General features: G+C 60.8%; 19 protein-coding genes and 1 pseudogene. 15 read left to right on the forward strand and 5 right to left on the reverse strand.

The genetic code is table 11. The features are described 5' to 3' along the window. Positions 1-235 precede the first annotated feature (235 nt). Positions 236-2,215, reverse strand: a complete 1,980-nt coding sequence (locus tag VGM61_RS06575) for a glycoside hydrolase family 76 protein (RefSeq protein WP_331521948.1) — start codon at positions 2,213-2,215, stop codon at positions 236-238. A 363-nt stretch (positions 2,216-2,578) separates the two neighbouring features. Here VGM61_RS06575 and VGM61_RS06580 point away from each other — a divergent pair, with 363 nt between their 5' ends. The 3 genes from VGM61_RS06580 to VGM61_RS06590 all read left to right on the forward strand — a co-directional run bounded on the left by VGM61_RS06580 (position 2,579) and on the right by VGM61_RS06590 (position 4,910). After that, positions 2,579-3,751: an alpha/beta hydrolase family protein gene (locus VGM61_RS06580; RefSeq protein WP_331521949.1), complete on the forward strand. Its 1,173-nt coding sequence runs from the start codon at positions 2,579-2,581 to the stop codon at positions 3,749-3,751. A 93-nt stretch (positions 3,752-3,844) separates the two neighbouring features. Then, positions 3,845-4,339, forward strand: a complete 495-nt coding sequence (locus VGM61_RS06585; RefSeq protein WP_331521950.1) for a YcxB family protein — start codon at positions 3,845-3,847, stop codon at positions 4,337-4,339. 25 nt (positions 4,340-4,364) lie between these two features. Then, entirely contained in the window at positions 4,365-4,910 is a 546-nt protein-coding gene (locus VGM61_RS06590) for a hypothetical protein (protein WP_331521951.1), read from the forward strand. Positions 4,911-4,955: 45 nt separating this feature from the next. On the opposite strand, the gene VGM61_RS06595 is transcribed toward VGM61_RS06590, so the two are convergent. Further along, positions 4,956-5,612 (reverse strand): response regulator transcription factor, encoded by a 657-nt coding sequence (locus tag VGM61_RS06595; protein WP_331521952.1) that lies wholly within the window; start codon positions 5,610-5,612, stop codon positions 4,956-4,958. Positions 5,613-5,620: 8 nt separating this feature from the next. Then, positions 5,621-7,534 (reverse strand): acetate--CoA ligase, encoded by a 1,914-nt coding sequence (acs, locus tag VGM61_RS06600; RefSeq protein WP_331521953.1) that lies wholly within the window; start codon positions 7,532-7,534, stop codon positions 5,621-5,623. A 198-nt stretch (positions 7,535-7,732) separates the two neighbouring features. Between acs and VGM61_RS06605 the strand changes: the two genes are divergently transcribed. The 9 genes and pseudogenes from VGM61_RS06605 to VGM61_RS06635 all read left to right on the forward strand — a co-directional run bounded on the left by VGM61_RS06605 (position 7,733) and on the right by VGM61_RS06635 (position 20,014). Next, positions 7,733-9,181 (forward strand): hypothetical protein, encoded by a 1,449-nt coding sequence (locus tag VGM61_RS06605; protein ID WP_331521954.1) that lies wholly within the window; start codon positions 7,733-7,735, stop codon positions 9,179-9,181. An 83-nt stretch (positions 9,182-9,264) separates the two neighbouring features. After that, positions 9,265-10,929 carry an MFS transporter gene (locus VGM61_RS06610; RefSeq protein WP_331521955.1) on the forward strand — a complete coding sequence of 555 codons (1,665 nt, stop codon included), beginning with the start codon at positions 9,265-9,267 and terminating at the stop codon, positions 10,927-10,929. A gap of 350 nt (positions 10,930-11,279) precedes the next feature. Continuing rightward, positions 11,280-11,705 carry a hypothetical protein gene (locus VGM61_RS06615; protein ID WP_331521956.1) on the forward strand — a complete coding sequence of 142 codons (426 nt, stop codon included), beginning with the start codon at positions 11,280-11,282 and terminating at the stop codon, positions 11,703-11,705. Positions 11,706-11,885: 180 nt separating this feature from the next. Beyond that, positions 11,886-17,330 carry a hypothetical protein gene (locus tag VGM61_RS06620; RefSeq protein WP_331521957.1) on the forward strand — a complete coding sequence of 1,815 codons (5,445 nt, stop codon included), beginning with the start codon at positions 11,886-11,888 and terminating at the stop codon, positions 17,328-17,330. Positions 17,331-17,390: 60 nt separating this feature from the next. Then, positions 17,391-18,377: an RHS repeat-associated core domain-containing protein gene (locus VGM61_RS06625; RefSeq protein WP_331521958.1), complete on the forward strand. Its 987-nt coding sequence runs from the start codon at positions 17,391-17,393 to the stop codon at positions 18,375-18,377. Between the two features lie 14 nt (positions 18,378-18,391). Continuing rightward, positions 18,392-18,997: a DUF416 family protein gene (locus VGM61_RS06630; protein WP_331521959.1), complete on the forward strand. Its 606-nt coding sequence runs from the start codon at positions 18,392-18,394 to the stop codon at positions 18,995-18,997. A 42-nt stretch (positions 18,998-19,039) separates the two neighbouring features. Further along, positions 19,040-19,228, forward strand: a pseudogene (locus tag VGM61_RS19515) (polymorphic toxin type 50 domain-containing protein); the annotation flags it as partial. A gap of 359 nt (positions 19,229-19,587) precedes the next feature. Further along, complete coding sequence (gene comJ, locus VGM61_RS19520) at positions 19,588-19,737, forward strand: competence protein ComJ (RefSeq protein ID WP_414694810.1); 150 nt, start codon at positions 19,588-19,590, stop codon at positions 19,735-19,737. Beyond that, positions 19,676-20,014: a DUF4265 domain-containing protein gene (locus VGM61_RS06635; protein ID WP_414694811.1), complete on the forward strand. Its 339-nt coding sequence runs from the start codon at positions 19,676-19,678 to the stop codon at positions 20,012-20,014. Before comJ ends, VGM61_RS06635 begins: the two co-directional genes overlap by 62 nt. A 428-nt stretch (positions 20,015-20,442) precedes the next feature. Here VGM61_RS06635 and VGM61_RS06640 read toward each other — a convergent pair whose 3' ends face one another. After that, complete coding sequence (locus tag VGM61_RS06640; protein ID WP_331521961.1) at positions 20,443-20,712, reverse strand: hypothetical protein; 270 nt, start codon at positions 20,710-20,712, stop codon at positions 20,443-20,445. Positions 20,713-20,850: 138 nt separating this feature from the next. On the opposite strand from VGM61_RS06640, the gene VGM61_RS06645 reads away from it, so the two are divergent. Both VGM61_RS06645 and VGM61_RS06650 read left to right on the forward strand, forming a co-directional pair. After that, positions 20,851-21,465 (forward strand): carbonic anhydrase, encoded by a 615-nt coding sequence (locus VGM61_RS06645; RefSeq protein ID WP_331521962.1) that lies wholly within the window; start codon positions 20,851-20,853, stop codon positions 21,463-21,465. Between the two features lie 41 nt (positions 21,466-21,506). Beyond that, positions 21,507-24,305, forward strand: a complete 2,799-nt coding sequence (locus tag VGM61_RS06650; RefSeq protein WP_331521963.1) for a protein kinase domain-containing protein — start codon at positions 21,507-21,509, stop codon at positions 24,303-24,305. Here the strand turns inward: VGM61_RS06650 and VGM61_RS06655 are convergent. Then, positions 24,302-24,898, reverse strand: a complete 597-nt coding sequence (locus VGM61_RS06655) for an ECF-type sigma factor (RefSeq protein ID WP_331521964.1) — start codon at positions 24,896-24,898, stop codon at positions 24,302-24,304. The two genes, VGM61_RS06650 and VGM61_RS06655, sit on opposite strands and share 4 nt — an antisense overlap. Before the next feature lie 214 nt (positions 24,899-25,112). On the opposite strand from VGM61_RS06655, the gene VGM61_RS06660 reads away from it, so the two are divergent. Then, complete coding sequence (locus VGM61_RS06660; protein ID WP_331521965.1) at positions 25,113-25,859, forward strand: SapC family protein; 747 nt, start codon at positions 25,113-25,115, stop codon at positions 25,857-25,859. The last annotated feature ends 55 nt before the right edge of the window (positions 25,860-25,914 follow it).

Genomic DNA, 25,914 nt, shown 5'->3' on the forward strand with positions numbered 1-25,914 from the left:
AGAGCCAAGAAATCTCCGCCTTCCAAACTCAAGCTCCCTGGACATTCCGTATCCTTCATTACTGGCAGATGGAATGAAGGCTAGGTAGCCGTTGGTTCGCAGAGTAGTGCCAATGGACACCCTGCCTTTAGTCCTGCCTGTATGAAGTTCGCGGCGTGTCGCGCGGTTGAAGCGCCGAACAAAAAACCGGATGGCTTCCGTCCCCGAGGTACCGGGGACGGAAGCATCGGTCAGGCTATTCGACGATATTCGCAGTGACGTGATACACACGCCCGCCCCAGCCGTCGTTGGGGAAGTTATCGGACACCTTCAGGTAAACCGGCTTCGAACCATCGGTGGCGGTGCCAAGGTAAGGCGTGAGGTCGACGCTGCGGTCGGCCTTGTTCGAGCCATCGGTCACCGGTTGGTCCTCTTGCAGCACGGTCGTCCAGTGCTCGTTGTCCACGCTTACCTGCACCAGGAACTCGGCGTCGATGGTCAGGGTGACGTGCGCTGCAGTGGTATCGGCCGGGAAGGGGAACCGATAGGTGAAGTGTGCATTGCCGTCGGCGAAGCGGTTCTGCACGCCGTTGCTCTGCGAGCCGTCGGGATCGAACAGCCACGGGTTCTCGTTGACGGTGCCGGTGTCGAAGTCGATCTCGTGGGCGACCAATACATCGGCCTGGGTCGTGAAGCCAAGACCCAACCCCGCGAGCTTCGCCGTGACCATGTGGTGCCCATCCGTCGCCTGGCTCGGCACGCTGATCTTCAGCGGAACCGTGGTGCTGACCGGGTTCGCGTTGCCGTGCGGTTGCAGGCGCACCAGGCTGGCTCGCGGCGAGGCGTTCCAGCCGTCAGGGGCGTCGATGGTGGCAAGCGCCGCCAGTGGGAAGAACCCGGTGGCCGAGACGCCAAGATCGATGGCAATGGACGTGGCACCGGATGCCGCCGGCATGATCACCGGTTGTGCCGGGGACATGGTCGCGGCCAGCGACTCCAGCGGAGGGAAGGTCGGGACTTCGCCGATCAGTGCACTGAGCGCGCTGGCCTGGGTGCGCCAGTCGAACACATTGGGGTGGTCGTCGCTTGTGGCCCCGGACCATCGCGTGCCGAGTCGGCCGGCGGCATCGCGGTCGTCACTCCAGATGCTTGTCGCTTGTTGGTCGAGGAACGCCGCGTACTTGCGATCGTGGGTTGTGTCGACGAGATCCGTCCAGTAGCGCATGAAGATACCCTTGAACTGCTTTCCATTGTCGTCGCAGGTCTGGTCCAGGGCGTCACAGTTTTCGGTCAGGATACCGTTGGTAACCAATGCATTTGGACCAATCGCGGCGTCCGCCAGGCGGCGCACGGTCGCCAGGATGGCTGGATCCTTGGTAGCGCGCCACAGTTCCAGGCCACCGCCGATCGCCACGCCCTGGTTGTAGCTCCACACCGTCTGGCCGTTGTTGGTGCAGGCATCGGTGAGGCCGTCGTTGACCAGACCGTCGGCATTGATCATGCCGCTGCCCGTGAACCACGACCAGGCCGTGCGGGACCGGGCCAGCCACACTTTGTCGCCATGGATCCGGTTGTGCAATTCGGCGGTGAGCCGGATCCACAATCCGTTGGTGACGGCGTTCTTGTAGGTACGCTCGGCATTCCACCAGACGCCACCGCCGCAGGTGCTGGTGTCCCAGTAGCCGTTCACGTAATTGGCGATGGTCACCGCCATGTCCAGATACTTCGGATCGCGGGTGAGGTCATAGGCCTGCACCCAGGTCAGGCCCCACCATTCGGAGTCGTCGATGGCACGGCTGGTGAAATTCCCCAGCAGGGGATCACCCGACAACACGCCGCCTGGGAACACGCCTTTGTCTTTCTCGAAGGTGTTGTCCAGTTGACCGAGATAACGGCGGTCTCCGGTACGTTGCATATAGTCGCCGATGGTCTGCAGGGCGACCGCCGAGTTCCACCAGCTGGATGGAAACCAGGCCTTGTCGGGGTCGTAGGAACTCATCAGGACGTCCGCTGCCACCCGGGCGCGGGCAACCGCTGTCGGGCCGTCGACGTGCGGACTGGACGACTGGGCGGGTACCGCTGCCGTCGAAGGAAAGACGACAGCCAGGGCCATCAGGCTGGCCGCGGCCAGCACCGTCTGAACGCGTATGCGTATGACGCCGACTCGGCCGGCAAGGATTGTCGGGAAACGACTCAACCGATGCGCGATCAGCTTGGACTTGATCATCAGGCTCATGATCACAAGCGCTCCTCTTTGATACCCACGAAGGGGATGGAGGCTACGTCTGCCCCACCGGTCCATGGCCGGACCGTGGGCGGTGATCCGGCTTGGAAACGTGCACGCATGGCGCCGTCTTCAGGGGTGGGGATGGGGGCAACGGCTCGTGCGGGTCCACGAAGTGTTGCAGAGCTATTCCTTCGATATTGAGAACCAGGTCAACCCGGCGACGTGCCTTCGGAGTTTTCTTCTGTCGCATGGGCGATGACCAACGGCACATTCTTTAGTCAATGCCAGTCGCGCTAGCCTCCAGGGCGCGGGCAATGAACAGGAAGGGGAATAATGATGGAGAGGCGCGGCGCTTCGTACCCAGTCCTGGCCATGGCCCTGGCCATGTTGACAGCACTGTTCATGCCGTTCTCTTCGGCCCTGGCGCAGACGCAGCCAACGGGGTTCCAGTTCCTGGAGAAGCCCGGACCTTATGCTGTCGGATTGAAAGTCGTAAATCAGTACGACCGATCCAGGAAATTCCCCCTGCGCCTCACGGACAACCTCAAGGCCGCCGTCGCCGGTCCGCGTCCGGTTCAAACCTTGGTCTGGTATCCCGCGTCCGGCAATAGCGGCAAGGCGATGACCGTCGGCGACTACGCACAACTTGCCAGAACGGAAATCCACTTCGATCAACCTGACGAAAATAACAAGTGGGTATCGAAGGTAGCCGCGACAGCGAACGCGCAGCTTTGGGCAAGGCGTGATGCGCCCATGGCCGACGGACGCTTTCCACTCGTCGTTTACGCACCGGGCCAATCGTCCGTCGCGTGGGACAATGCGGATCTCTGCGAGTACCTCGCCAGTCATGGCTATGTCGTTATCGCCAGTCCGTCCCTTGGCAAATCGACGCGGGATGCAGACGACAACCTCGACGATATCGATGCGGAAGCCACTGACATATCGTTCCTGGTCAGCTACGCGAAGACGCTTCCCGATGTCGACATGGCCAGGGTCGCGGTCGCCGGGTGGAGCTGGGGCGGCATATCCAACCTCTATGCTGCCAGTCGCGACAGCCGGATCAAGGCGCTCGTCGCGCTGGATGGGAGCATGCGCTACTACCCCGGCCTGATAAAGAACTCCGGAATCATTCATCCTGAGCGAATGACCATCCCGCTGTTGTTCTTTACCCGGGGATACCTGTCGCTGGAGGATTGGAACCGCTATGCCACGGCAGATAACCAGGGTCCAAGCGTGCTCAATGCGTGGACACATGGAGATCTATGGACGATCCACATGCTGGGCATGTCCCACCCCGAGTTTGCCTCGATGTATCAGCGCGCCAATAGCGATGAGAAGTTCGCTGAGAATCAGATGGAAGACTATGACAGGGACGACGTCAATGTGAGTTATGCGTGGGTCGCGCGCTACACCCTGGGTTTTCTTAACGCTTATCTGAAAGCCGACGCCGCAGAGATGATCTTCCTCAAGGGCAGGCCAGCCGGGCATGGTGTGCCGAAGCATTTCATGACCGTTGATTTCCGCACGGCCGAAAGCTCACCGTGACCTCCTCGGTCCCGATCTAATCACGCTGGCCAGGTCCGCTTTCGCCCACAACCCAAACCAGACATCTTCAGCATAAGTAATCAGGGGAAGTCGATGGATGAAGTCATAACGGTCTCTGCAAGACGGACATTCCTACAAAGCTTCGTTGTCGTTTTACAGCTCTGGTTTGGTGCACCCACTGGGTACGTGGCCACGGTTGGCTTGGCAGCATTCATGGCATATCTTTTCTATGACGCGGGGTCACCATGGGTCACCGCCGTTGCAGGGCTGGCCTGGGTGGCTCTGATGATCCCGTTTGTGCTTGCCATGCAGGCATGGAAGATCACACGCTGGTATCACGCGCTTGGTCAACCAGTCTTTTTGTTTGATGCCGATAGTGCGACTTTGAAGAGTGGCGACATGGTGACGCGAATTCCTTGGTCAGGGATAAAGCGCGTCAAGCTCACGGGTAAGACGTGCTTTCTTTATATAACGCCCCGATTGGCTTGGTATTTCGCACGAAACGAAGTGAGCAAGCAAGACGAAGTTGGCATCTTGAATTTCGCTCAGATGGCAAACGTGAGGCTGGTTGTAAGGGAACCTATGTAAGGCCTGCATTCGAGCCGGTGCGGACATGATGCTGACATTTGCGCAAGGAGCCATCGCTCCCTTCTGGGTAGGTACGAGAATGTCAAAGCCAAAACCATTTGTAGCACCACGCGTGATTGTGCGAGAGCAGTTTCCCGACGGCAAAGACGTTGTAACCGTAGTCGCTGGTTCACTTCGGCCTTATAACCAAGCTCATGCTCCAGCAGCGCTATACGATCTGGAGACCGAACGAGTGAAGGCGTTTCCACTTCATAAGCTTGTGGGCGTTGATGCAGACGTTTGGACATTTCGCACTTACGAGCAGGGAATGCCGGTCGAGCAAATCATCGGCCAAAGCTATGTTTTTCGGCCGTGGTGGTCGCAAAGCGCGTGGGAACTTTCGCGGGATTCAAGTCGAGTTTGGACGAAGAAGGCTCTTCCTGACGACGGATCGCACGAACACTGCGAATTCACTTATGTCCACATTCCTAATGATGACAGCACGATGTCCTATGAGAGTGATGGGATATGGATAACCTCCGAGGCATACGAGCGATTCATCATTGGCGACGAATATCATTGTCGCGAGTAGGCTTGATGGACGCGCAACAGGCGACAGACCGACGCCCTCGCGCATTCAACCCGGCGGCGTCCCCGCAGGCTCCACCGCCAAATGACTCGCCGCCAACGCCACCTGCGTCCGGTTCGACACCCCAAGCTTCCGCATGATCGCCGTCATATGCGCTTTCACCGTGGCCTCTGACACCCCAAGGTCATAAGCGATCTGCTTATTCAACAACCCCTCGGCGATCATGTTCAGCACGCGGAATTGCTGCGGCGTAAGCGAGGCCACACGCGCGGCGATATCTTCCTCGCTGGGATCCAGCGCGCTGCCGTTGCCGATCATCTGCGGCGGCAACCAGGCGTCGCCGTCGAGCACCGCGTGAATCGCCCGAACGATCTGATCCACGGGTGCGGACTTGGGAATGTAACCCGAGGCGCCATGGGCGATGGCGCGATGGGCCACCTGCGATTCCTCGTGTCCGGAAACCACGATGATAGGCAAACTCGGATACTGGCCACGGATATGCGCCAGTGCCGAATAGCCGCGGGCCCCAGGCATATGCAAGTCCAGCAGCAGCAGGTCGGCGTCGGCGTGGCCTTCCACCAGCACTAAAAGCGCATCCACGCTATCGGCTGTATACACCTGCGCGCCAGGCAAAGCCGCCAGCACCGCGCGCTGAAGAGCGTCGCGGAACAGCGGATGGTCATCGGCGATAAGGACGTCGGCCATGGTCAGCCTTACTTCACCAGCCGCTCATTGACGAGATTGGCCACCACGCTCGGGTCGGCGAGCGTGGAAATGTCGCCCAGCTGGTCGGGCTGGTTCTCGGCGATCTTGCGCAGGATGCGGCGCATGATCTTTCCCGAGCGTGTCTTGGGCAGGCTCGGCGCCCACTGCAGGTAATCGGGCATCGCAATCGCACCGATCTGCGTGCGCACACCGGCCATCAACTCCTTGCGCAACGCATCGCTTCCGGTTTCCCCGGCATTCAAGGTGACAAAGGCGTAGATGCCCTGGCCCTTGATCTCGTGCGGGCAGCCGACCACGGCCGCCTCGGCCACTTTCGGATGCGCCACCAGCGCGCTTTCCACTTCCGCGGTGCCGATGCGATGACCCGAGACATTGATCACGTCGTCCACGCGGCCGGTGATCCAGTAGTAGCCGTCTTCATCGCGGCGTACCCCGTCGCCGGTGAAGTAGCGGCCGGGATAGGTTTTGAAATAGGTGTCGATGAAGCGCTGGTGGTCGCCATACACCGTGCGCATCTGGCCCGGCCATGAGCGCGTGATCACCAGGTTCCCCGAGGCCGCGCCGTCCAGTTCCTTGCCGTCGGTGTCTACCACCGCCGGCACGATGCCGAAGAAGGGAAGCGTTGCCGAGCCCGGCTTGGTTTCGATGGCGCCGGGTAGCGGGGTGATCATGATGCCGCCGGTTTCGGTCTGCCACCAGGTATCTACGATCGGGCAACGGCCGTCGCCCACCACGCGCGAGTACCACTCCCAGGCTTCCGGGTTGATCGGCTCGCCCACGGTGCCCAGGATGCGCAGCGATTTGCGCGAGGTTTTCTTCACCGGCGCATCGCCTTCGCGCATCAACGCGCGGATGGCGGTAGGGGCGGTATAGAACAAGGTGATCTTGTGCTTGTCGACCACGTTCCAGAAGCGGGAGAAATCAGGATAGTTCGGCACGCCGTCGAACATCACCACGGTGGCACCGTTGGCCAGCGGCCCGTACACCACGTAGCTGTGGCCGGTGATCCAGCCCACGTCCGCGGTGCACCAGTAGATGTCGTCCTCGCGCAGGTCGAACACATGCTCGTGGGTGAGGCTGGCATAAACCAGGTAGCCGCCGCTGGTGTGCAGCACGCCCTTGGGCTGGCCGGTGGAGCCTGAGGTGTAGAGCGTGAACAGCGGATCTTCCGCGTTCATCGGTTCGGCGGGGCAATCGGCGCTCTGCCCTTCCATCAACGTGTGGTACCAGCGGTCGCGCGGCGACTGCATGGCGATCGCGCCACCGGTGCGGCGCACCACGATCACCGTTTCCACGCTATCGGTGCCACGTTTGGCAAGCGCTGCATCCACATTGGCCTTGAGCGGGATCTTCTTGCCGCCGCGCGTACCCTCGTCGGCCGTGATCACCAGGCGCGAGCCCGAATCGGAGATACGGCCGGCCAGTGATTCGGGCGAGAAGCCGCCGAATACCACCGAATGGATGGCGCCGATGCGCGCGCAGGCAAGCATCGCCACGGCCGCTTCCGGGATCATCGGCAGGTAGATGGCCACGCGGTCGCCCTTGCCCACGCCAAGGTTCTTCAGCGTGTTGGCGAACTTGCAGACCTCCCCGTGCAACTCCTTATAAGTAAGCTTGCGGGTTTCATCCGGGTCGTCGCCCTCGAAGATGATCGCCGTCTTGTCGCCGCGCTTGTCCAGGTGCCGGTCAAGGCAGTTGGCCGAGACGTTCAGCTGACCGTCTTCGTACCACTTGATATGAAGATCCTTCGCGTCCCAGGAGACATCGGAGATCTTCGTGGGTGCACGCGTCCAGTCGAGCCTGCCGGCCATGTCCTTCCAGAAGGCGTCGGGATCGTCCACCGATCGGGCATACATGGACTGGTACTGGTCGGCAGAGAGGCTGTGGGACGGCTTGGACATGCATGGACTCCAGCGCGCCGCCGGGCGGGCGGCATAGGGGGATAAGACACCATTGGCGGGAGGCCGAGTGTAGCTGTTGCGATGCGACACCGATGTACGGCGGACCTTACGACTTTGGTCGAGTTTCGACCTTTGGCGAATAGCACCCTTGCCGCCCCCATGGCCATGCTCGGCACGCCAATGGTTGGGGAGCCCGCGATGAACACGATCCATGTCGGCAGCCGAAAGGTGCTTGCCCTGGGAATTGCCTGTGCCCTGTTGCTTCCGTTCACCGCGGTGCAGGCGCAATCGTCCACGAAGAAAGCTACCGTCCGCGAGCAGAAGCTCGAGGCACGGGTCAATCAGCTCGAGCAGGAACTGGCCGAGCTGAAACAGATGATCCAGGAACAGAAGGCCGACACCGCGCAGGCCACCGCCACGGCGCAGGCCGCGCAGACCCAGGCCCAGGCCACCGAGACCAGGGTCGCCACGGTGGCAGCCACGCCGCCGCCGAAGCCTGTGTTCTCCAGCGCACCGGGCGTATCGGTGGCATTGCATGGCTTCATCAACGCCAGCGCCTTCAGCCAGAACAAGGGTTTCACCTACGGCAACGGCCAGAATGCCGAATTCCCGATTCCGGGATCAGCCGGGCACGTGAATGATTCGCTCACGGGCGTGGATGTGCGCAATACGCGCTTCTGGCTCGACTTCACCGGCGCCAAGTTCGGTGGCGACTGGACCGGCGGCGGCCGCATCGAGATGGACTTCTTCGGCGGCTTCAACGGTACGGGCGCCTATTCCCAGTCGCAGCCCACGCCGCGCCTGCGCCAGGCCTATATCGATATCGCCAACCCGACGACGGGCTCGACGTTCCGCATCGGCCAGCAGTGGGACCTGTTGTTCCCGCTGGACATGACCCCGGTATCGCTGTCCCACATCGCTTTCCCACTGGGCTACGGCACCGGCTTCACCGGCTGGCGTTTCAGCGGTATTTCCTGGATGAAGGAACTCAACCACGGCAGCGAAGGCCCGATCTGGCGCCTTGACCTTGGTGCCTACGGCGGCACATGGAGCAGCCCGGGGTCGACCAACAACTACACCACCGCCGGCAATGTGGGCTTTAACCCACAATACGAAGCCCGCCTGCACGTGCAGGACAAGACATGGCTGGCCTTCGTGGCCGCCCATTACAGCAAGGTGGACCTGCGCGGCGTCGACGGCACCACGCCCACCCCGGTCAAGACCGACGTGAAGAGCACCGGCATTCAAGCCGGTGCGCAGTGGATGCCCGGTAGCTGGGTGTTCAAGGCGCTGGCCTATGCCGGCAACGGCCTGGGCGAAGTGTTTGGCGATCTTTCCCAGTTCGGCGACATCGCCGACAAGGGTGGCTACGCGCAGGTCGGCTACAAATTCACGCCCAACTGGTCGGTGTACGGCTTCTACTCGCAGAGCAAGCCCGACTCCGATGACGTGATCAAGTGGTTGTCCCATGGTTCCACCGGGCTACTGAAGAACCGTCAGTCGGCATTGAGCCTGCAGTACACCACGGGGCCGTACGACCTTAGCCTTGAGTGGATCCACGCGAAGCTTGATTCCACGACCAACGGCACCACGCGGCAGACCACGCAGGGCAACCAGGTCACCCTCAACGGCAACTACAAGTTCTAGAACGAAGATGGCGGCCTGCAAGGGTCGCCATTTTTCGCACAAGCGCACTTCGTAAATAACTGCGAACCCACCAGGGGTGCACCATGGCAACAAGCCCATCCGGCGTCCGCGCCGACGGAACGCTCGCTACCGGCCATAAACGCGTCATCTTCGCGTCGAGCCTGGGTACTGTTTTCGAGTGGTACGACTTCTACCTGTATGGCTCACTGGCCGCCATCATCGGCAAGCAGTTCTTCGGTGGGCTGAACGAGACCAGCCAGTTCATCTTCGCCCTGCTGGCCTTCGCCGCGGGCTTCGCCGTGCGTCCCTTCGGCGCCATCGTGTTCGGGCGGGTGGGCGACTTGATCGGCCGCAAATACACCTTCCTGATCACCATCGTGATCATGGGTACGTCCACTTTCCTGGTGGGCGCGTTGCCCAGTTACGCCTCCATCGGATGGGCGGCGCCGATCATATTGATCATCCTGCGGCTGTTGCAGGGACTGGCGCTGGGCGGTGAGTACGGCGGGGCGGCAACGTATGTTGCCGAGCATGCGCCGATGGGCAAGCGCGGGCTGTACACCAGCTTCATCCAGATCACGGCCACCTTCGGCCTGTTCCTGTCATTGCTGGTGATCCTGGGCATGCGCTTCAGCATGGGCACCGAAGCCTTCGAGACCTGGGGCTGGCGCATCCCGTTCCTGCTGTCGGCGATCCTGGTGGGTGTGTCGGTCTATATTCGCCTGCAGTTGCAGGAGTCGCCGGTTTTCAAGGAGATGAAGGAGCAGGGTAAGGGCTCGAAGGCTCCGCTTACTGAAGCCTTCGGCAGGTGGTCCAACCTCAAGCTGGTGATCCTGGCGCTGCTCGGTGCCACCGCTGGCCAGGCCGTGGTCTGGTACACCGGCCAGTTCTACGCGCTGTATTTCCTTACCCAGAGCCTGAAGGTCGACTCCACCGCGGCCAACTTGCTGATCGCCGCGGCGCTGCTGATTGCCACGCCGTTCTTCGTGGTGTTCGGTGCACTGTCGGACAAGATCGGACGCAAGCCCGTGGTGCTGGCCGGTTGCCTGTTGGCCGCACTCACGTACTTTCCGATCTTCAAGGCCATTACCCACTATGGCAACCCGGCTATTGAAGCCGCCGCCGCGGCTTCCCCGGTGACGGTGGTGGCCGACCCAAAGGGCTGCAGCTTCCAGTTCGATCCGGTGGGCAAGAAGACCTTTACCAGCTCGTGCGACGTGGCCAAGAGCGTGCTGGCGAAGCGGGGCATTCCCTACACCAACATGGATGCACCCTCTGGCTCCGTGGCGCAGGTGAAAATTGGAAGCACCACGGTGGACGCCTTTGAAGGTGCAGGCATGGCCAAGGCGGACTTCACCGCCAAGGCCAAGGCATTCACCGCCGCCGTGGGTACGGACCTGAAGGCCGCCGGTTACCCGGAGAAAGCCGACCCGACCCAGTCGAACTACCCGATGCTGGTGCTGCTGCTGACCATCCTGGTGCTGTACGTAACCATGGTGTACGGGCCGATCGCCGCATGGCTGGTGGAGATGTTCCCCACGCGCATCCGCTATACCTCGATGAGCCTGCCGTACCACATCGGCAACGGCTGGTTCGGCGGTTTCGTGCCCACCATCGGTTTCATGCTGGTGGCCTGGAAGGGAGATATCTACTACGGGCTGTGGTATCCGATCGGCGTGGCGCTGATGACGTTCGTCATCGGGCTGCTGTTCGTGCGGGAGACGAAGGATGTGAGCATCCGCGACTGAAAAGATCCTCGTGCCAGGTGGGAAGCCGGTTGGTGAACCAATCATCGGCGGCTTACTTGGAACGAGATATTGAGCAAGTTGCGATGGAAAGCGTTGGTGAACTTTGAGACGCTTACTATCGACTGCCAGCGTCGCGGACGGCACCATGGTCCGGTTACCTCGGTCGAGGTAACCGGGTCTCGAAAACCCGTTTGTAAAACGGCGGGCGCCGCGAGCAATTCGCGGCGCCCGTGCGTCGTCTATGGCGGCGTGCCGGTGTGGGCTTAGCCCGAGCCGTTTCGTTTTGCGCGGTTTTTCGAACCCGGCACGTCGCCACCCCTTCCCGGGGTGGCACCGCCCCCGGAGCATCGATGCAAGTCACGGACGAAAGCGAACTCTACGCCCTGGTCGGCGAGATCATGGTACTTACCGCGCGTGTGGAGTCCTGCCTGGATTCGTGCATGGCCGCCTGCCTGACCAGTGCAAGCCTTGAGCTTTCGCAACCTGTATTAAGGCGATTGAATTTAACCAGCCAGCTGGCGACCCTGCACGAAGTAGCACAGCTTCTTTACGATCGAAGGGACAAAACCCTGGTGGAGTTCCGCCGCTGGTTGCGTCGCCTGGGGCGGATCCGGCAGCGGAGGAACGACCTGGTTCATCACGAGCTGCGGGTGGCGTATTCGTCCGAGGCACTGGGTCGATGGAAGTCGGAGATAGCGTGCATGCGTGAGGCGTGCGCGCAGGCACCGGATTGGGTTGCCGTGCTTGAAGCACGAGTAGCGATCGTGCGCACGTAGGCGTCACCATTCTGTCCAATGCAGTTGACGGTGAGAGCGCGCATTTCGGTGTCTAGAACTAAAAAGTTGCGGTTTGATTCATTTGAACGTGAATACCGTCATTTTGCTTGGTGACCGCATCGTAAGTTCTTGCTATGTTCCTTGCGCCTTGGATGGTGCAGGCAGACGCAGGGGAATTAGATGTCGGACGTTCGTTGCGCAGGTATGCGCCGTTCTTTGTTACTACTCATTGTTCTAGCCGCACAGGGGCTTCTTCCCGCACAAAGCGAAGCATCGGATTTCTTAACTCCGGAACAGGAATACAAGAAGCTCGTCCACGTACGTGACGATATCGCACCCCTTGGGCAGAACCCGTTCGGGGAATCCATCAGCCTCTATAACGGTGAATTGAGTTTCCGGCAAACAGACATCTCGTTGCCGGGGCGGGGGCCCTTGATTGAAATCACGCGCACGTTCGCGGTAACAGGGATCGACGAGCGAGAAGGGCGTGCCGACAATGCCTTCGGCGACTGGGAACTGGACGTTCCGCGAATCTCCACGATCACGGCGGGCCTTCGGGTAGATAAGCCATGGGTGGTGCAAACGGCGAACAATTACCGTCGGTGCACATTGTTTGGTCGACCACCTACGGTTGCTGCTTCAAATGGTGGCGCGCCCTGGGAGCCAGATACTTGGTGGCACGGCTACCAACTTATCGTGCCTGGCTCGGGAAGCCAGGAGCTTCTACGCCGGACCTCGGCAAACACGCTTTCGCCGCAAATGGACGGCATGTCGTTTCCGATCGTGACCAAGCAAAACTGGATGCTTTCGTGCTTGCCTGCCACCGACAACGATCCAGGAGAAGCGTTTCTTGCTGTTGCCCCAGACGGCACCAAGTACACGTTCAACCATATTGCCTACGGGTGGGCAGCGGGCATGGAGCGGCCGATTGGTTCAGGTCCTCTGGCAGCTCGGCACGACTATGCATCGCCGGCAAGCGATGACGTTCTGGAAGACGGCGATGACGTGCAGGACGCTGTTGTCTCGCCGAATGCTAACAAGGACGACTTTGTACGTCGCGCCAAAGCCACCATGCTGGTTACGCGGGTGGAAGATAGATTTGGCAACTATGTTGCATACAACTACAACGGCAACGATCTCAGTTCCATTGTCGCGAGCGATGGGCGTCGGGTCGACCTGACCTACACCGCCGGCACGCATCGCGTGCAGTCCGCTGCCATCGTCACAGCGTCGGGTAGTCGCACCTGGACATACGCCTATGGCGAAGGCCCGTTTCCAGTGCTTCATGGCGTAACCCGACCAGACGGTGGAGCCTGGGGCTTCCAATTGGGCGAACTCGCCTCTGCACACCAATTCACTCTAGGAGGGACGTGCGATGTCCCGGCCAAACTCTGGGAGGGTCGTTTCACCGGCACCATAACTCACCCATCGGGGCTGTCGGGCACGTTCGTGGTCGAGCCTTTGACGCGCGGCCGATCGGCCGTTCCCAAAGAGTGCATAGGGATCCCAACCGTCGGTGGAGATGGCGCTTACGCTCTTATACCTCGTGTGTACTATCCCTATGTCACCACAAGCAAATCCTTCAACGGCGCTGGCATCAGTGCACGCGCGTGGACGTTCCACTATTCACCGCCGAACCAGAGCTGGATCAGCGAATGTACAAGCGGATGCAACACGACGTTATGGACGGACGTAATCGATCCGGAACAACGCACCACCCGCTATACGTTCAGCAATAAATTCGACGTAACCGAGGGCCAGCTCCTCAATGTCGTTGCCTATGCTGGCGCGGCGGGAACGACCGTGCTGAACCAGGAAAGCAGCGTCTACGCAGCAACGAGCGGAGGCTGGCCTACGGCGTATGGTGATGCCATACAAAGCCGGGTAAACCGGGCGACGTCGCAGCAGTGGTCACCGTTGATCCAGAAGTCCATCACCACCCGGGAAGGCGATGTCTATACCTGGGCTGCCGAAGCGTTCGACGCTTATGGCAATACCATCAAGACCAAACGCTTCTCTTCGGTCAACCCAACAGGTATCCACGAGCAGACATCGTATTTGAACGATACGGCGCACTGGCTGCTTGGACTCCCGCTTCAGCGCATCAATCTTACTGACGGTGGCCGTGTCGACGTACAAATGACTTACGACGCAGCCTCCAGTTTGCCGGCAACCCGGTCCGAGTTTGGTCAGTTGACCATGCGCTATGCGTTTGACGCCCTGGGGCAGCTTTCGAGCTTCACGGACGGGAATGGTCATCAGACCACGTTCGGGAATTATCGCTTCGGCATTCCTCAGCAGATAGATTTTCCGGACGGTGGTGTCCAGTCGTTCACGATCAACGATTTCGGACAGGTGGCGTCCTCGACGGACCCAAGCGGAAACACGATCGGCTATGGGTACGATGGTGGCGGCAGATTTCGCGCCATGACTTATCCAGAAGGCGATTCCCGTCCCTGGGCACCGAAGGTCTTCGATTACTTTTATGTGCCTGGGGAGCTGGGTATAGAGGGAAACCACTGGAAGCGAGTGATAAGCCAGGGCGATCGCGTCGACACGATGCACTTCGACGCCATGATGCAACCAGTGTTGGCCACTACCGCATCCGCCAGCTCGGGCGCGACCATCAGCACACAAACCAATTTTGACTGGCGAGGGAACAAGACGCTGGTCTCCTACCCGGGGTATGGCGCTCCTGGCATTGTTGCAGGGCCCAGGGGCATGAAGACGGTCTACGACGAAGGGGGTCGCGTCCGCCAGACCATTCAAGATGCCGAGCCAGGCGTGAATCAGGGTGCGCTTTTTACGACCACCCATTATTTGTCAGGCGCACGACTCTCCATTACGGACCCGCGCGGCGCGGTAACCACCAGCAGTTTCCAGGTGTTTGACGAACCGTCATTCGATCGCCCCATTCGGGTGCAGGCGCCCGAGGGAGTCCTTCAGGTTATCGATCGAGATGTGTACGGCAATCCCCGCCGAATGACGCAAAGCGGTGGTGGCCTATCCATCACCAAAACGACCGTCTACGACACCCAAAACCGAGTGTGCCGGACAACGGAGCCCGAAACGGGCAGCACGATCATGGACTATGACGAGGCCGGTAACCTTGCCTGGACGGCATCAGGCGTGGCGGTGAGTCTATCGGATCCGGGTAGTGATTGTGCAAGGGCACAGGCACCCCCCGCTTCGCGTACCACCATGGTCTACGACGCCATGAATCGAGTGACGGATATCGTCTACCCCGGTGGCACCGCCGCAACGAAACTTTGGTACACGCCCACGGGAAAGGTGCAGAAGTCCGAGTCGAACGGCGCGGTATGGATGTTCGGTTACAACAAGCTCGACTTACTGGCTGCTCAAACGCTCACTGTCGACAACTTTGCATGGCCGTTCCGGCTGGGTTACGACGCGAACGGTGTGTTGTCGGAGCTAACGTATCCTGATGACAAAACCATCTCCTTTTCGCCGGATGCCTTCGGTCGCCCCACACAGGCAGGTGTTTACGCGACGGGGGCGACGTATTTCGCCAATGGCACCCTCCAATATCTCGGTCTGGGCAACGGTGCTGAATACTACTCAGAGCTCAACGAACGGCAGTCGCTTAAGCATTTCGGCTACCAGAAGGCTGCCGCCATCGCGCTAAGCCAGGATTTCGCCTACGACGCCAACGCCAATATCGTTAGTCAGACCGACATGGCCTCCGGTCAGCGCACGAAGTCCATGGCCTATGACGGGCTCAATCGCCTGGTCTCGGCGACCAGCTCACTTTGGGACGTCGCCGAGACCTACACCTACGATGCGCTCAACAACATTCGAACGCTCACTACCGGCGGGCAACTGAGCACTTACAAATATGGTGCGGCGGACAACTTGCTGAGCTCGGTGTCTCGCCCGACAGATCTGCTCAGTTTCGGTTATGACGAGCGCGGTAACGTGATTAACAAGAACGGTGTGGTCTTCACGTTTGACCAGGCCAATCGCCTGACGCAGATTGGCGGCCACGACGACTTCGTCTATGACGCTGCCGGCCGCCGCGTTAAGAAGTCGCCGACCTCGGGGCGTCCCATTTACTATGCGTATGGTCAGGACGGCACGCTGCTCTGGCAGTACGATGCCGCGACGCTGGCTGGCACCGACTATATTCATCTCGGCGGAAAGCTGGTCGCCAGCACGCAAACCAATGTAAGCAAGGTGATTGGCGGCATCGATGGTGTTGTTATGAACGGCCAGGATGCCTCGCTTACGGGGTGGGCGTGCTCAACGGGATTGGCTACGCCGATCCAGGTTGCGCTGTACTTAAACGGCCCGGCTGGAACTGGAACTGTAGTGGGTCAGTACGCCTCGGGACAGCCTAGTGAGCCAAGTATCGCGTCGGCCTGCCAGGCGACGGGGAGCAGCTACCGCTTCGTCATACCGATCACCGAGGCAATCCGTGCCGGCCACGGCGATGAAACGCTATTTGTCCACGGCATCTCACCGTTTGGCCATGACAACCTGCTTCTGGCGCAATCAGGCACGTACCATGTCCCGGCGTCGGTGCTTGCGCCGGATACGCCGGCGGGCCTTACCGCAACGGCTGCCCAAGACTTGGCAAGTATTGGCGTGACGTGGACCACCGTCGTCAATACGGTCCGTTACGAGTTACAACAACGAGCCAATGGCAGCGACTGGGCAACAGTTCATAACGCAGCGGCGACTACGTTTACCCTGAGCTATCCCGCCGATGCTACCTATGACTATCGGGTGCGGGCGTGCAATGCCAATGGATGCAGCAATGTGTCCTCGATATCCACTGCGGTGATTGCCCATATCCCGCCTGCTCCTGCCGCCATCAGTGTGCCGGCATCCAGCACCGGCGCCATAGCGATTGGCTGGTCTGACTCCCCCTACGCGACGAGTTACTCGCTTGAGCAAAGCGTCAATGGTGGTGGTTTCGCGGCGATCTACAACGGGCCGAATATTTCCTTCAGCTATACGGCAGGCGGCTCGGGTTACTACACGTACCGGGTTAAAGCGTGCAACGGCAACGGCTGCGGCGAGTATGGGCCCAGCGGTTCAGCGGCCATCACGTTGCCGCCGGCAGCTCCACCGAACATTGCCGCGCCCGCATCGAGCAGCAATGGGTGCTACACCGTCAACTGGGGCGGCGTGGGCGACATGACCAGCTACGTGATGCAGGAACAGGTCAACGGGGGCGACTGGACGACCATTGCGAACAACGGTTCGGGCGCGTTGAATATCTGTGGCAAAACGAATGGTACGTATGGCTATCGGGTGCAGGGCTGCAACGCGGGTGGCTGCGGACCCTGGAGCACCACGGCATCCGTGGCCGTGGCCCTTGTGCCGGCAACGCCCACCGGTTTCAGGATCACGCTGCTTAGCCCCCTAAGCAAGGGCCGCTACACGCCGTCGTGGAATGCAATGAGCGAGGCAACCTCGTACGAGGTTGAGGAAACGAAGCCGGGAAGGCCGCCCTCCATGATCTACAGGGGGCCCGCCACTACTTACACAGGCATCGTCATTGGAGTGACTGGCACCGTGTTCTATCGGATTCGGGCATGTAATGCCACGGGGTGTTCGGCGTGGAGCCCCAGCTATGACGCGGAGTTCCACTCGGGTTGAGAGCGAGCGCAGAAGCGATGTGATGGGCTCGGCCGCAACTCAACTTAGGTGAGAAATGTCATGAAGAATCTTCGGAAGCGCGGGCTGTTCGGTGGGTGGCGCACACGCGAGCTCGCTGGTGTGATCAGGCAAGGCGGGGTGCTTCTTGCCTTGTTTTTAGGTTCGCTAGGGAACGCCTGGGCGGCCGAGAAAGTCACGTACTACTACACGAATGAGCAAGGTACGCCCCTGGTCACAGCCGACGAGAAGGGCGTTGTCCTGACCACAGTGGACTATCGGCCTTATGGGGAGCAGGTACTTGGAGCTTCCGAGCAAGGGCCCGGGTATACCGGGCATGTGAATGATGCCGATACCGGCCTTGTTTACATGCAGCAGCGTTACTACGACCCCGTCGTAGGCCGATTCTTATCGGCTGATCCTATAGCGCCCATTGCCGGTCAAGTCATGACCTTTGGACGATTCACCTACGGCAATAATAATCCGATCCGCAACATTGACCCTGACGGCAGGCAGGCAACAATGGGTATGCCGACGGAAGCGGTACACCTGACATATTCAGAGAGCCAAAAGTTCGTTGGCATTGTTGTTCCGGGATACACATGTGCAACGGAGGGTTGTGGGGTTGGCGGCTGGGCCATGGAGGTAGCGGGTGTACTTCCAGTAGGCCGCCTTGGGGCGCTTGGAAGATTGGCCATCAATTCCGCTGAGGGAGCCTCGGCAGCAGAGAGGGCCGCGTCAATTGCAGGAGCAATGGGTACGCGCACACAACGATCAGTAACCGTTGCAGTCACTGAAACGAAGGAGGGCATGAAAATCGTCTCATCCAGTGAGCAACGGCTGCGGCCAGCTGCGATTGCAATGTTGGGTGAGGGTGAGGTTGCTATTAAAGGAGCGGCTGGTACGCACGCCGAGGTGAACGGCATCAATGCTGCAAGAAATATGGGGTTGACGCCTACAGGGACAGCCGCGAGCCGTCCCATTTGTCCATCCTGCGCTAAAGTGCTGAACCAACAAGGCGTTGTGCCGTTGTCGCGCTTGAAAGAATGAGATAGAGGTATCTGATGCAGAAATCTTTCGATTTTCGAAATATCTTGACTGACCTAGAAGTTTTAGATGAAACCGGGCGACTCGCGTTCGGCGTATGCCTGTTCGAACGGGCATTATCGGGCTTCTTACAGTTCCAATCTGAGACGGGTTCGATCGGGGGTGGTGAGCTTCGCGCGGCGCTTGCTCAGTGCTGGTCAACTTTGGAAACCGGTGTTGTTCCGGTAAATCTCTTTGTCAGCGTAGCAGCGTGCGAGAAGGTAATGCCAGACTCAGAGGATCATTCCTCTGCCTATACATCGGCTGCAATTGACGCGGTCAACATCGCTTGCAATCTTCTGACTTATATTGAGCAACGAGATCTTGTGCTGGTAATCGAATCCGTACAATCGCGACGGGATACATTATATCTGTTCATCCAGAATGCGATGGACCTTGACCCACCCGACGAAGGCTTTGAGGAAAGGATGGCAAATCATCCTCTACTAAAGGAGGAACTTCGGCTCTTGCACGATGACATTGCGTTCTTGCAGGCTATGCAAACTCAAGGATTGGCGGCCTTTGTGCCCACATTGGATCGCGTAATGAGGCTGGACTATCGAAAACTCAGGCTGAAGCTATAGCTTGAAGGGCAAAATTGTAATGACCCTTCGGTACTAGCAAGGCACGCTGGTACAGGGCAGCAGGTAGGAAAGATCAATACGGGCTTGCCGGGCTCGAAGGAACGAATAGATTTCGGGCAGAACATCGGCACCTACGTTGATCCTGCAGGAAATGCAAAGCCAACCAATAATGGGATAATTCATTATGGAAGGGATGGTAGTCATATTGTTCCATCGAGACCAGACCAATGAATGACCACTTGAGATCGGATATCATCCTCAGCGTAAATCGGGCGTTAATTGGCGAGGTATTTTCACAACTCATTGCTGTGTCATGTTCGATAGCCATTGGAAAGCGGATCGAGCTTACATTCTTCGTAGATTCCGTCCTTCCTGATCCAATAATTGAAGACATATCGTGCATCGAGACAGAGGTAATCGCCGACTTCTCCGACGATTTTAATATTTCACATAGAATAGTAGTCGTGGATCGCGCAGACCTCTCGCCGGGCGGCTTTTGGATATTTCTCAGAAAGCTCGCATAGGTAGGTGAACCATGTCATGACGGAGCCGTTTGAGATCGCCTTGGGAATAAGATCAAGGAATGAGCCATGTCTTGTCGATTCGATCTTTACGTCAGCTACTCGCAACTAGCTGTATTTCAGCGCGGCCTAGATGAGCCGTTCAATATGTGGACGGATGAGCAGGTTAAAGAAGGGTATTCGTCGAAGCCTGGGAGTGTTTCCATCTGTAGCAAATGAAAATGGCGCGCTGAATTTCGGCGAGCTTATAAAACCGTCAAAGAACTCGACCTTTAGAATCGTGCCTTCCGTCTTATCGATGGGCGAGAAGATGCGTGCGGATATAGTAGCGCTAGGCGGCAAGTCAGAATATAACCAATACGTAGGCATAATTGCAGTTGAGATACCCGCCTCTACTCCGATCCAACCGTTCTTGGACTACATAGTAGAAGAGCAAATAAAGGGCGTCTTGGACTTTGAAGAGAGCGCGTTGCGGCATGAGATGGACCATTCCTGATCTTTCAGCTAATTCAATTATTTTCTTCATATGCGAGATTTGCACTTCCAGCGGAAACGCTACGTTATCCAGTTGCCCATCGAATCGGCTATCCAAAGGTGTGAAGGCTCGCCATCAAACGGTCAGGTCCTATGCCGTGATTGCGACCTTACGAAGAGAGACAATTGATGAGCATGGTAAAGGTGAATTTTCCTATCGAGCCACGGACGGTACTTGTGTGGCTTACGCCAGTGACCGCCGATGAAGTCTCGTACATTCGAACGAATGGCTGGCAGTCGTTTGAGTCACGACCGGATGCGGAGGGTACGGACGCATACGATGCGCTGGGTCGATAACGATTATGAGAGCGGCGCCGCGTCGGCCCTTTTTTTGACACGGGTTAAACATAGGCTGGATCGGTTCACCGGACGGGCTCCCCATTCCCGGCCCTAGGGTTTTTCCACCGGCGGCTTGGCGATCGAATCGCGCAGCTTCTTCATCTCGTAGGCGTTGAGCACCTCGGGCTTGGCGTTGCCCTCGATGCGCTCCTGGGCGAAGGCCAGTGCCGTGGCGATGATCCCGGCCAAACCCAGGAACAGGCAAAGGCCGAGCAACCCGGGTGATTTCGTGGTGAAGCACACGAGCACCATCAGGGCGGTGAAGGCAGCGAGGATCCAGCGCATGGGATGACCGGCGGGCAGGGCAGGTTGGCGCATCATAGCGCCGCCCGCGCCGCCCGCGCCGCCCGCGCCGCCTGCCATCGGCCACCGAGGGATATTCCGTACGGTCGCGAACGTCGCCTGCACGCTGATCGGCGTAACATGACAGGGCTTTATTCACGACGCGGGGCAATACCCATGCAGAAGTTGTTCGACGGCTACGCGCGGTTCCGGTCCACCCAATGGCCTGAGCGCCGCAAGACCTTCGAAGGCCTGGCCGACGAAGGCCAGAACCCGCAGACCATGGTCATTGCATGTTCGGACAGCCGGGTGGATCCGACGATGATCTTCGACGCCGAGCCCGGTGAGTTGTTCATCCTGCGCAACGTGGCGAACCTGGTTCCGCCCTACGAGCCCGATACCGCTTTCCATGCCACCAGCGCGGCGCTGGAATATGCCGTTCGCGTGCTGGAAGTGAAGGATCTGATCGTGATGGGCCACGCCATGTGCGGTGGCATCCGTGTGCTGCTCGATGGCCCGCCTGCGCAAGGCGGCGATTTCCTTGTGCCATGGATGCGCATTGCCGAATCGGCCAAGTTCCGCGTTTTGGCTCGTGCGCCTGAAGACGTCCATACCGAGTGCGAATACGAAACGGTGAAACTGTCGCTGGGCAACCTCATGACCTTCCCGTGGCTCGCCGAGCGTGTGGAATCCGGGGCGCTCAAGCTCACCGGCATGAGCTTCGACATCCGCTCCGGGCAGCTGCTGATGCTGCAGGGCGATGGCACCTTCGCCCCGGTGCAGACCCCATAGCCTGCTCGTGCCTATAATTGCCCCCTGGGCCAGGGGGCGGCATGGACGGGGCCAACGACGAACGCTATCGGCGGGCGAAAGAACTTGCGCATGCAGCGGCGGAACTACCGCCAGGCAAGCGCATGGCCTTCGTGCGCGAGCGTGCCGGTGACGATGCCGCGCTGATCGCCGAAGTGGGCTGGATGCTCGATGCGATCGAGGTGACCGCCGGCCTGCCGCACGCGCTGGAAAATCCCGTGGATCTTTCGGGCCTTAGCGCCCAGGCCGCCGCGCCGCGCCACTACCAGATCATCCGACGCCTGGGCGAGGGCGGCATGGGCGTGGTGTACCTTGCCTCGCGCAATGACGGCGGCTTCGTCCAGCAGGTGGCGCTGAAATTCCTCAATGCCGCCGCGGAGGATTCTCCCGCGCTGCTCGAGCGCTTCGCCCAGGAACGCCACCTGCTGGCGCGCCTGGAACATCCCGGGATCGCCCGCCTGCTCGATGGCGGCCTGCTGGCCGACGGCCGCCCGTTCCTGGCCCTGGAGTTCGTGCAGGGCGAGCGCATCGACGACTGGTGCGAGGAAAAATCGCTTACCTTGCGCCAGCGCATCACCCTGTTCCTGAAGGTGTGCGCGGCGGTGGAGTTCGCCCACCGCCACCTGATCATCCACCGCGACATCAAGCCGGCGAACATCCTGGTGACCCCGGACGGTGAACCGAAGCTGCTGGATTTCGGCATCGCGCGCATGCTCAACGACGCCCCGGACACCGAGCGTGGCGACGGCGACGCGCTCACCCTGGCCTATGCCAGCCCCGAGCAGGTGCAGAAGCGCCGCCTCACCACCGCGGCGGACGTCTATTCACTCGGCGTAGTGCTGTACCAGCTGGTGGCCGGCCGCCGGCCCTTCCAGGACCTGGTGACCCCGCACCATCTTTCCAGTGCCATCGTCAGCGGCGACTTCCCGCCACCGAGCCGAAGCCCGCGTGGCGATGCCGATTCGATGGCGGCGCGCGCGCCGGTGCCGGCAGACGTCGACACTATCGTGATGAAGGCCATGCGCCGGCAGGCGCGAGACCGCTACGCCGGCGTGCATGAGCTGGCCGAAGACCTTCGCCGTTTCCTCGAGCACCGGCCGGTGCATGCGCGCAAGGCCACGCCCACCTACCGTGCCAGCCGTTTCGTGCGCCGCAATCGCCTTGGCGTGGCCGCTGGCGCGTTGCTGGCGGTGTCCATCGTCACCGGTCTGGGCGTGTCACTGTACGAACTGGCCCAGGCGCGCACGCAGGAACGCCTGGCCACCCGCCGGCAGCATGAACTCGAACGCGCGGTGGCCTTCGAGCAATCGATGCTCGAAGGCGTGGATATCGATGCGATGGGCCATGGGCTGGCCGACGGCGAACGCCGGCAACTGGGGGATCGCGCCGCGGTGATTTCCGGTCTGGGTTTCAGCGATCTGGCGCGCGAATCGCTGGACGTGCACGTGGTGTCCCATGCGCTGGACGCCATTGACGGCCGCTTCGCCGACGAACCGCTGCTGGGCGCGAGCCTGCGCCAGTCGCTGGCGCGCGTGCTGGTGACCATCGGCAGCTACGGTCATGCAGTACGTGAGTTGCAAAAGGTGCTGGACGTGCGAACGCGCCTGCTTCCGGCAGGCGACCCGGCCGTGTTGTCGGCGCGGGTGGACCTGGCCCGTGCGCTGGATCTTTCGGGCCAGTTCGGCCAGTCACGCGCTGCCTTCGAGGCCGCCCTCGCCAATGCGCAGACGCTTGGGCCGGACGATGTTTTGCGTACCACCGCCGAGGCGGGCCGCGCCCGCGCCATGGCCGATGGCGGTGAACTGATACCCGCGCTCGCCGCGCAGGAGGCCCTCGATGGCCGCCTGTCGTCCCAACTTCCGGCATCTGATCCACGCCTGATGCAGCTTCGGCGCGAGCGCGTGGCCACCCTGATCCGGCTGGGCCGCCGTGACGAGGCTACCGCCATCATCGAGCCGCTGGCGGCGGTGTCCTCGCAGGCTCTTGGTCCCGACCACCCCGATACCCTCGATGCCGAGGCCACCCTGGCCTCGCTGCTGAACTATCGCAACGAGTACGAACGCTCACTGGCGCTGGCGCGCACGGTGGCCGCCGCGCACGAACGCCGCTTCGGCTTCGATCACCCGGCCACCTTGCGCGACGAAGACCTGGTCGCCGCCAATCTGGTGCGCCTTGAGCAGTTCGACGAAGCGCGGCCACTGCTGGAGCACATCATCCGGGTACGACGCCAGGCTCAGGGCGAAGACCAGCCGGACACGCTGGGATCGATGACCACCATGGTCCGGTTGCTCACCCGCACCGACGACTGGGCTGGCGCGACCACCCTGCAGCGGTCGATCCTGGAGGCGCGCCGGCGCGTGCTGGGGCCCGACCACCCCGATACCCTGTTCGCCCAGGCGAGCCTGGCCGGGTTCCTCTCGCACGAGGGAAAATATGCCCAGGCGCTGGACCTGGCCACCGCGGCGCTTGCTGCCCAACGGCGCACCCTGGGCATGGACCACCCGGTCACCTTCGGCACCCTCGACCTGATCGCCCGTATCCACACCCAGGCCGGCGAACTCGCCGCTGCCCGCGACGTCCACGCCCAGGCCCTGGCCAACCGGCAGCGCGTGCTGGGAACCATGGACGCGCACACGCTGGAAAGCGCCACGCGCCTTTTCGAGATACTTGAAAGGCTGCACCAGACGGCCCAGGCCCAGGCCATCCGCCAGCGCTACATGGATCCACTGGTTGCCATGGATCCAGCCACGCTCAATGCCAGCATGCGCGACATGCGCGAGGGCACGGTTGATCTGCTCACGCAGTACGCAAACGCTCCCTAGGCGGCGGACAGCTCCCGCCGCAGCCAGGCACGGGCGATACGCCATTCGCGCTGCACGGTACGCGGCGATATTTCCAGCACCGCGCCGATCTCCTCTTCGCGCAGGCCGACAAAGAAACGCATCTCCACGATCTTCGCCTGGCGTGGATCCAGCGCTTCCAGCTGGCGCAGGGCGTCATCCAGTTCGTCCGGCGAGGCCTGTTCGGCCAGGTTGTCGGCAAGCTGGGTGATGCCGGTGCGGTCCAGGGCGCAAGGCCGCTTCTGTGCGTGGCGACGGCGGGCCGAATCGATCAGCACCCGGCGCATGGCGCGGGCGGCCAATCCGATCAGATGCCCGCGATCGGCGACGTCCGGCAGCTTGCCACCGTGGAAAAGCCGCAGGTACGCCTCGTTGACGAGCTCGGTGGGGTTCATCGTGCAGTCGCCGCGCTCGTGGCGCAGCTGCGCCCGGGCCAGCCGGCGCAGGCTGCCGTACATCCGGCGCATCAGTTCATCCATGGCTGCCGGCTCGCCGATCTCGGCCAGCCGCAGCAACTGGGTCACCTCGCCCGGCTGCACGGCCGTCGGCGCGATGACGTTTTCGCCCATCCGCATGTCATTTTCCCCCTGCCGGGAAGAGGTTACTCCAAGCCCGTGGCTTCCGTGTCGTCTTTTCCGGAGCCTTTGCGCATCCCCTTATAGGACCTTGAGTGAGCGCTGGGGTCCCCATTGAGGGAGGAGGGCAGTCCGGAATATTTCGGATTGACGCCCGGTCACGCCCACCCCGACAATGTGTGACACAGTTCACATTTTCTTCAGGGGGAATCTTGTGAAGCAACTACTTATCTATGACCGTCCGCGGGAATTGAACCGCGTGGCGCACCGGCAGCTGCGCTTGTCCCCGGCCCCGGTGGGCTTCGGCTTCGCCCGCGGGGTGAACTCCGTGCCGCTGGTAGCGGCCGAGTTCCAGCGGGCGAGCCTGGACTATCCGATCGTTTTCGCCGGCGCCCCGGGCGCCGAGCAGCCAGCCGTCTTGTTGGGCCTGTCCCAGGGCGACAACCTGTTCGTTGCCGATGACGGCGGCTGGGCGGTCGATGCCTACATCCCGGCCTTCATCCGCCGCTACCCGTTCGTGCTGGCCGAGAAGGACGGCGGGGAAGACTTCACCGTGTGTATCGACGAGGCCTTCGCGGGCCTGGGTACCGAGGAAGGCGCGCACCTGTTCAATGCCGATGGCAGTGAATCCACGGTGCTGACCAATGCAGTGAAGTTCCTTACCGATTTCCAGGTCAGCCTGAAGCAGACGCGCGCTTTCACCGCGCGCCTGCACCAACTGGACCTGCTGCAAGCCCGCACGCTGCACGTGCAGGCCGCCTCGGGCCAATCAAGCACGCTGGACGGCTTCCAGGTGGTCGACGCCACCCGTCTGGCGGCCATGAAGGGCAAGCCGTTGCAGGCCCTGCACGCCAGCGGCGACCTCGCCGCCATCCATGCGCACCTGTCGTCGCTGCAGAACGTCCAGCGGCTTTCGGTGCGGATGGATCGCCGGCAGCCGGTCAGCAACACGATCAACTGAAGTTTCCGGTGCCCCGCGAGGGGCGCCTTCGATACATGTGCGGACGGGGCATTCC

It is taken from the genome of Pinirhizobacter sp. (assembly GCF_036499745.1).
Taxonomy (GTDB): Bacteria; Pseudomonadota; Gammaproteobacteria; order Xanthomonadales; family Rhodanobacteraceae; genus Pinirhizobacter.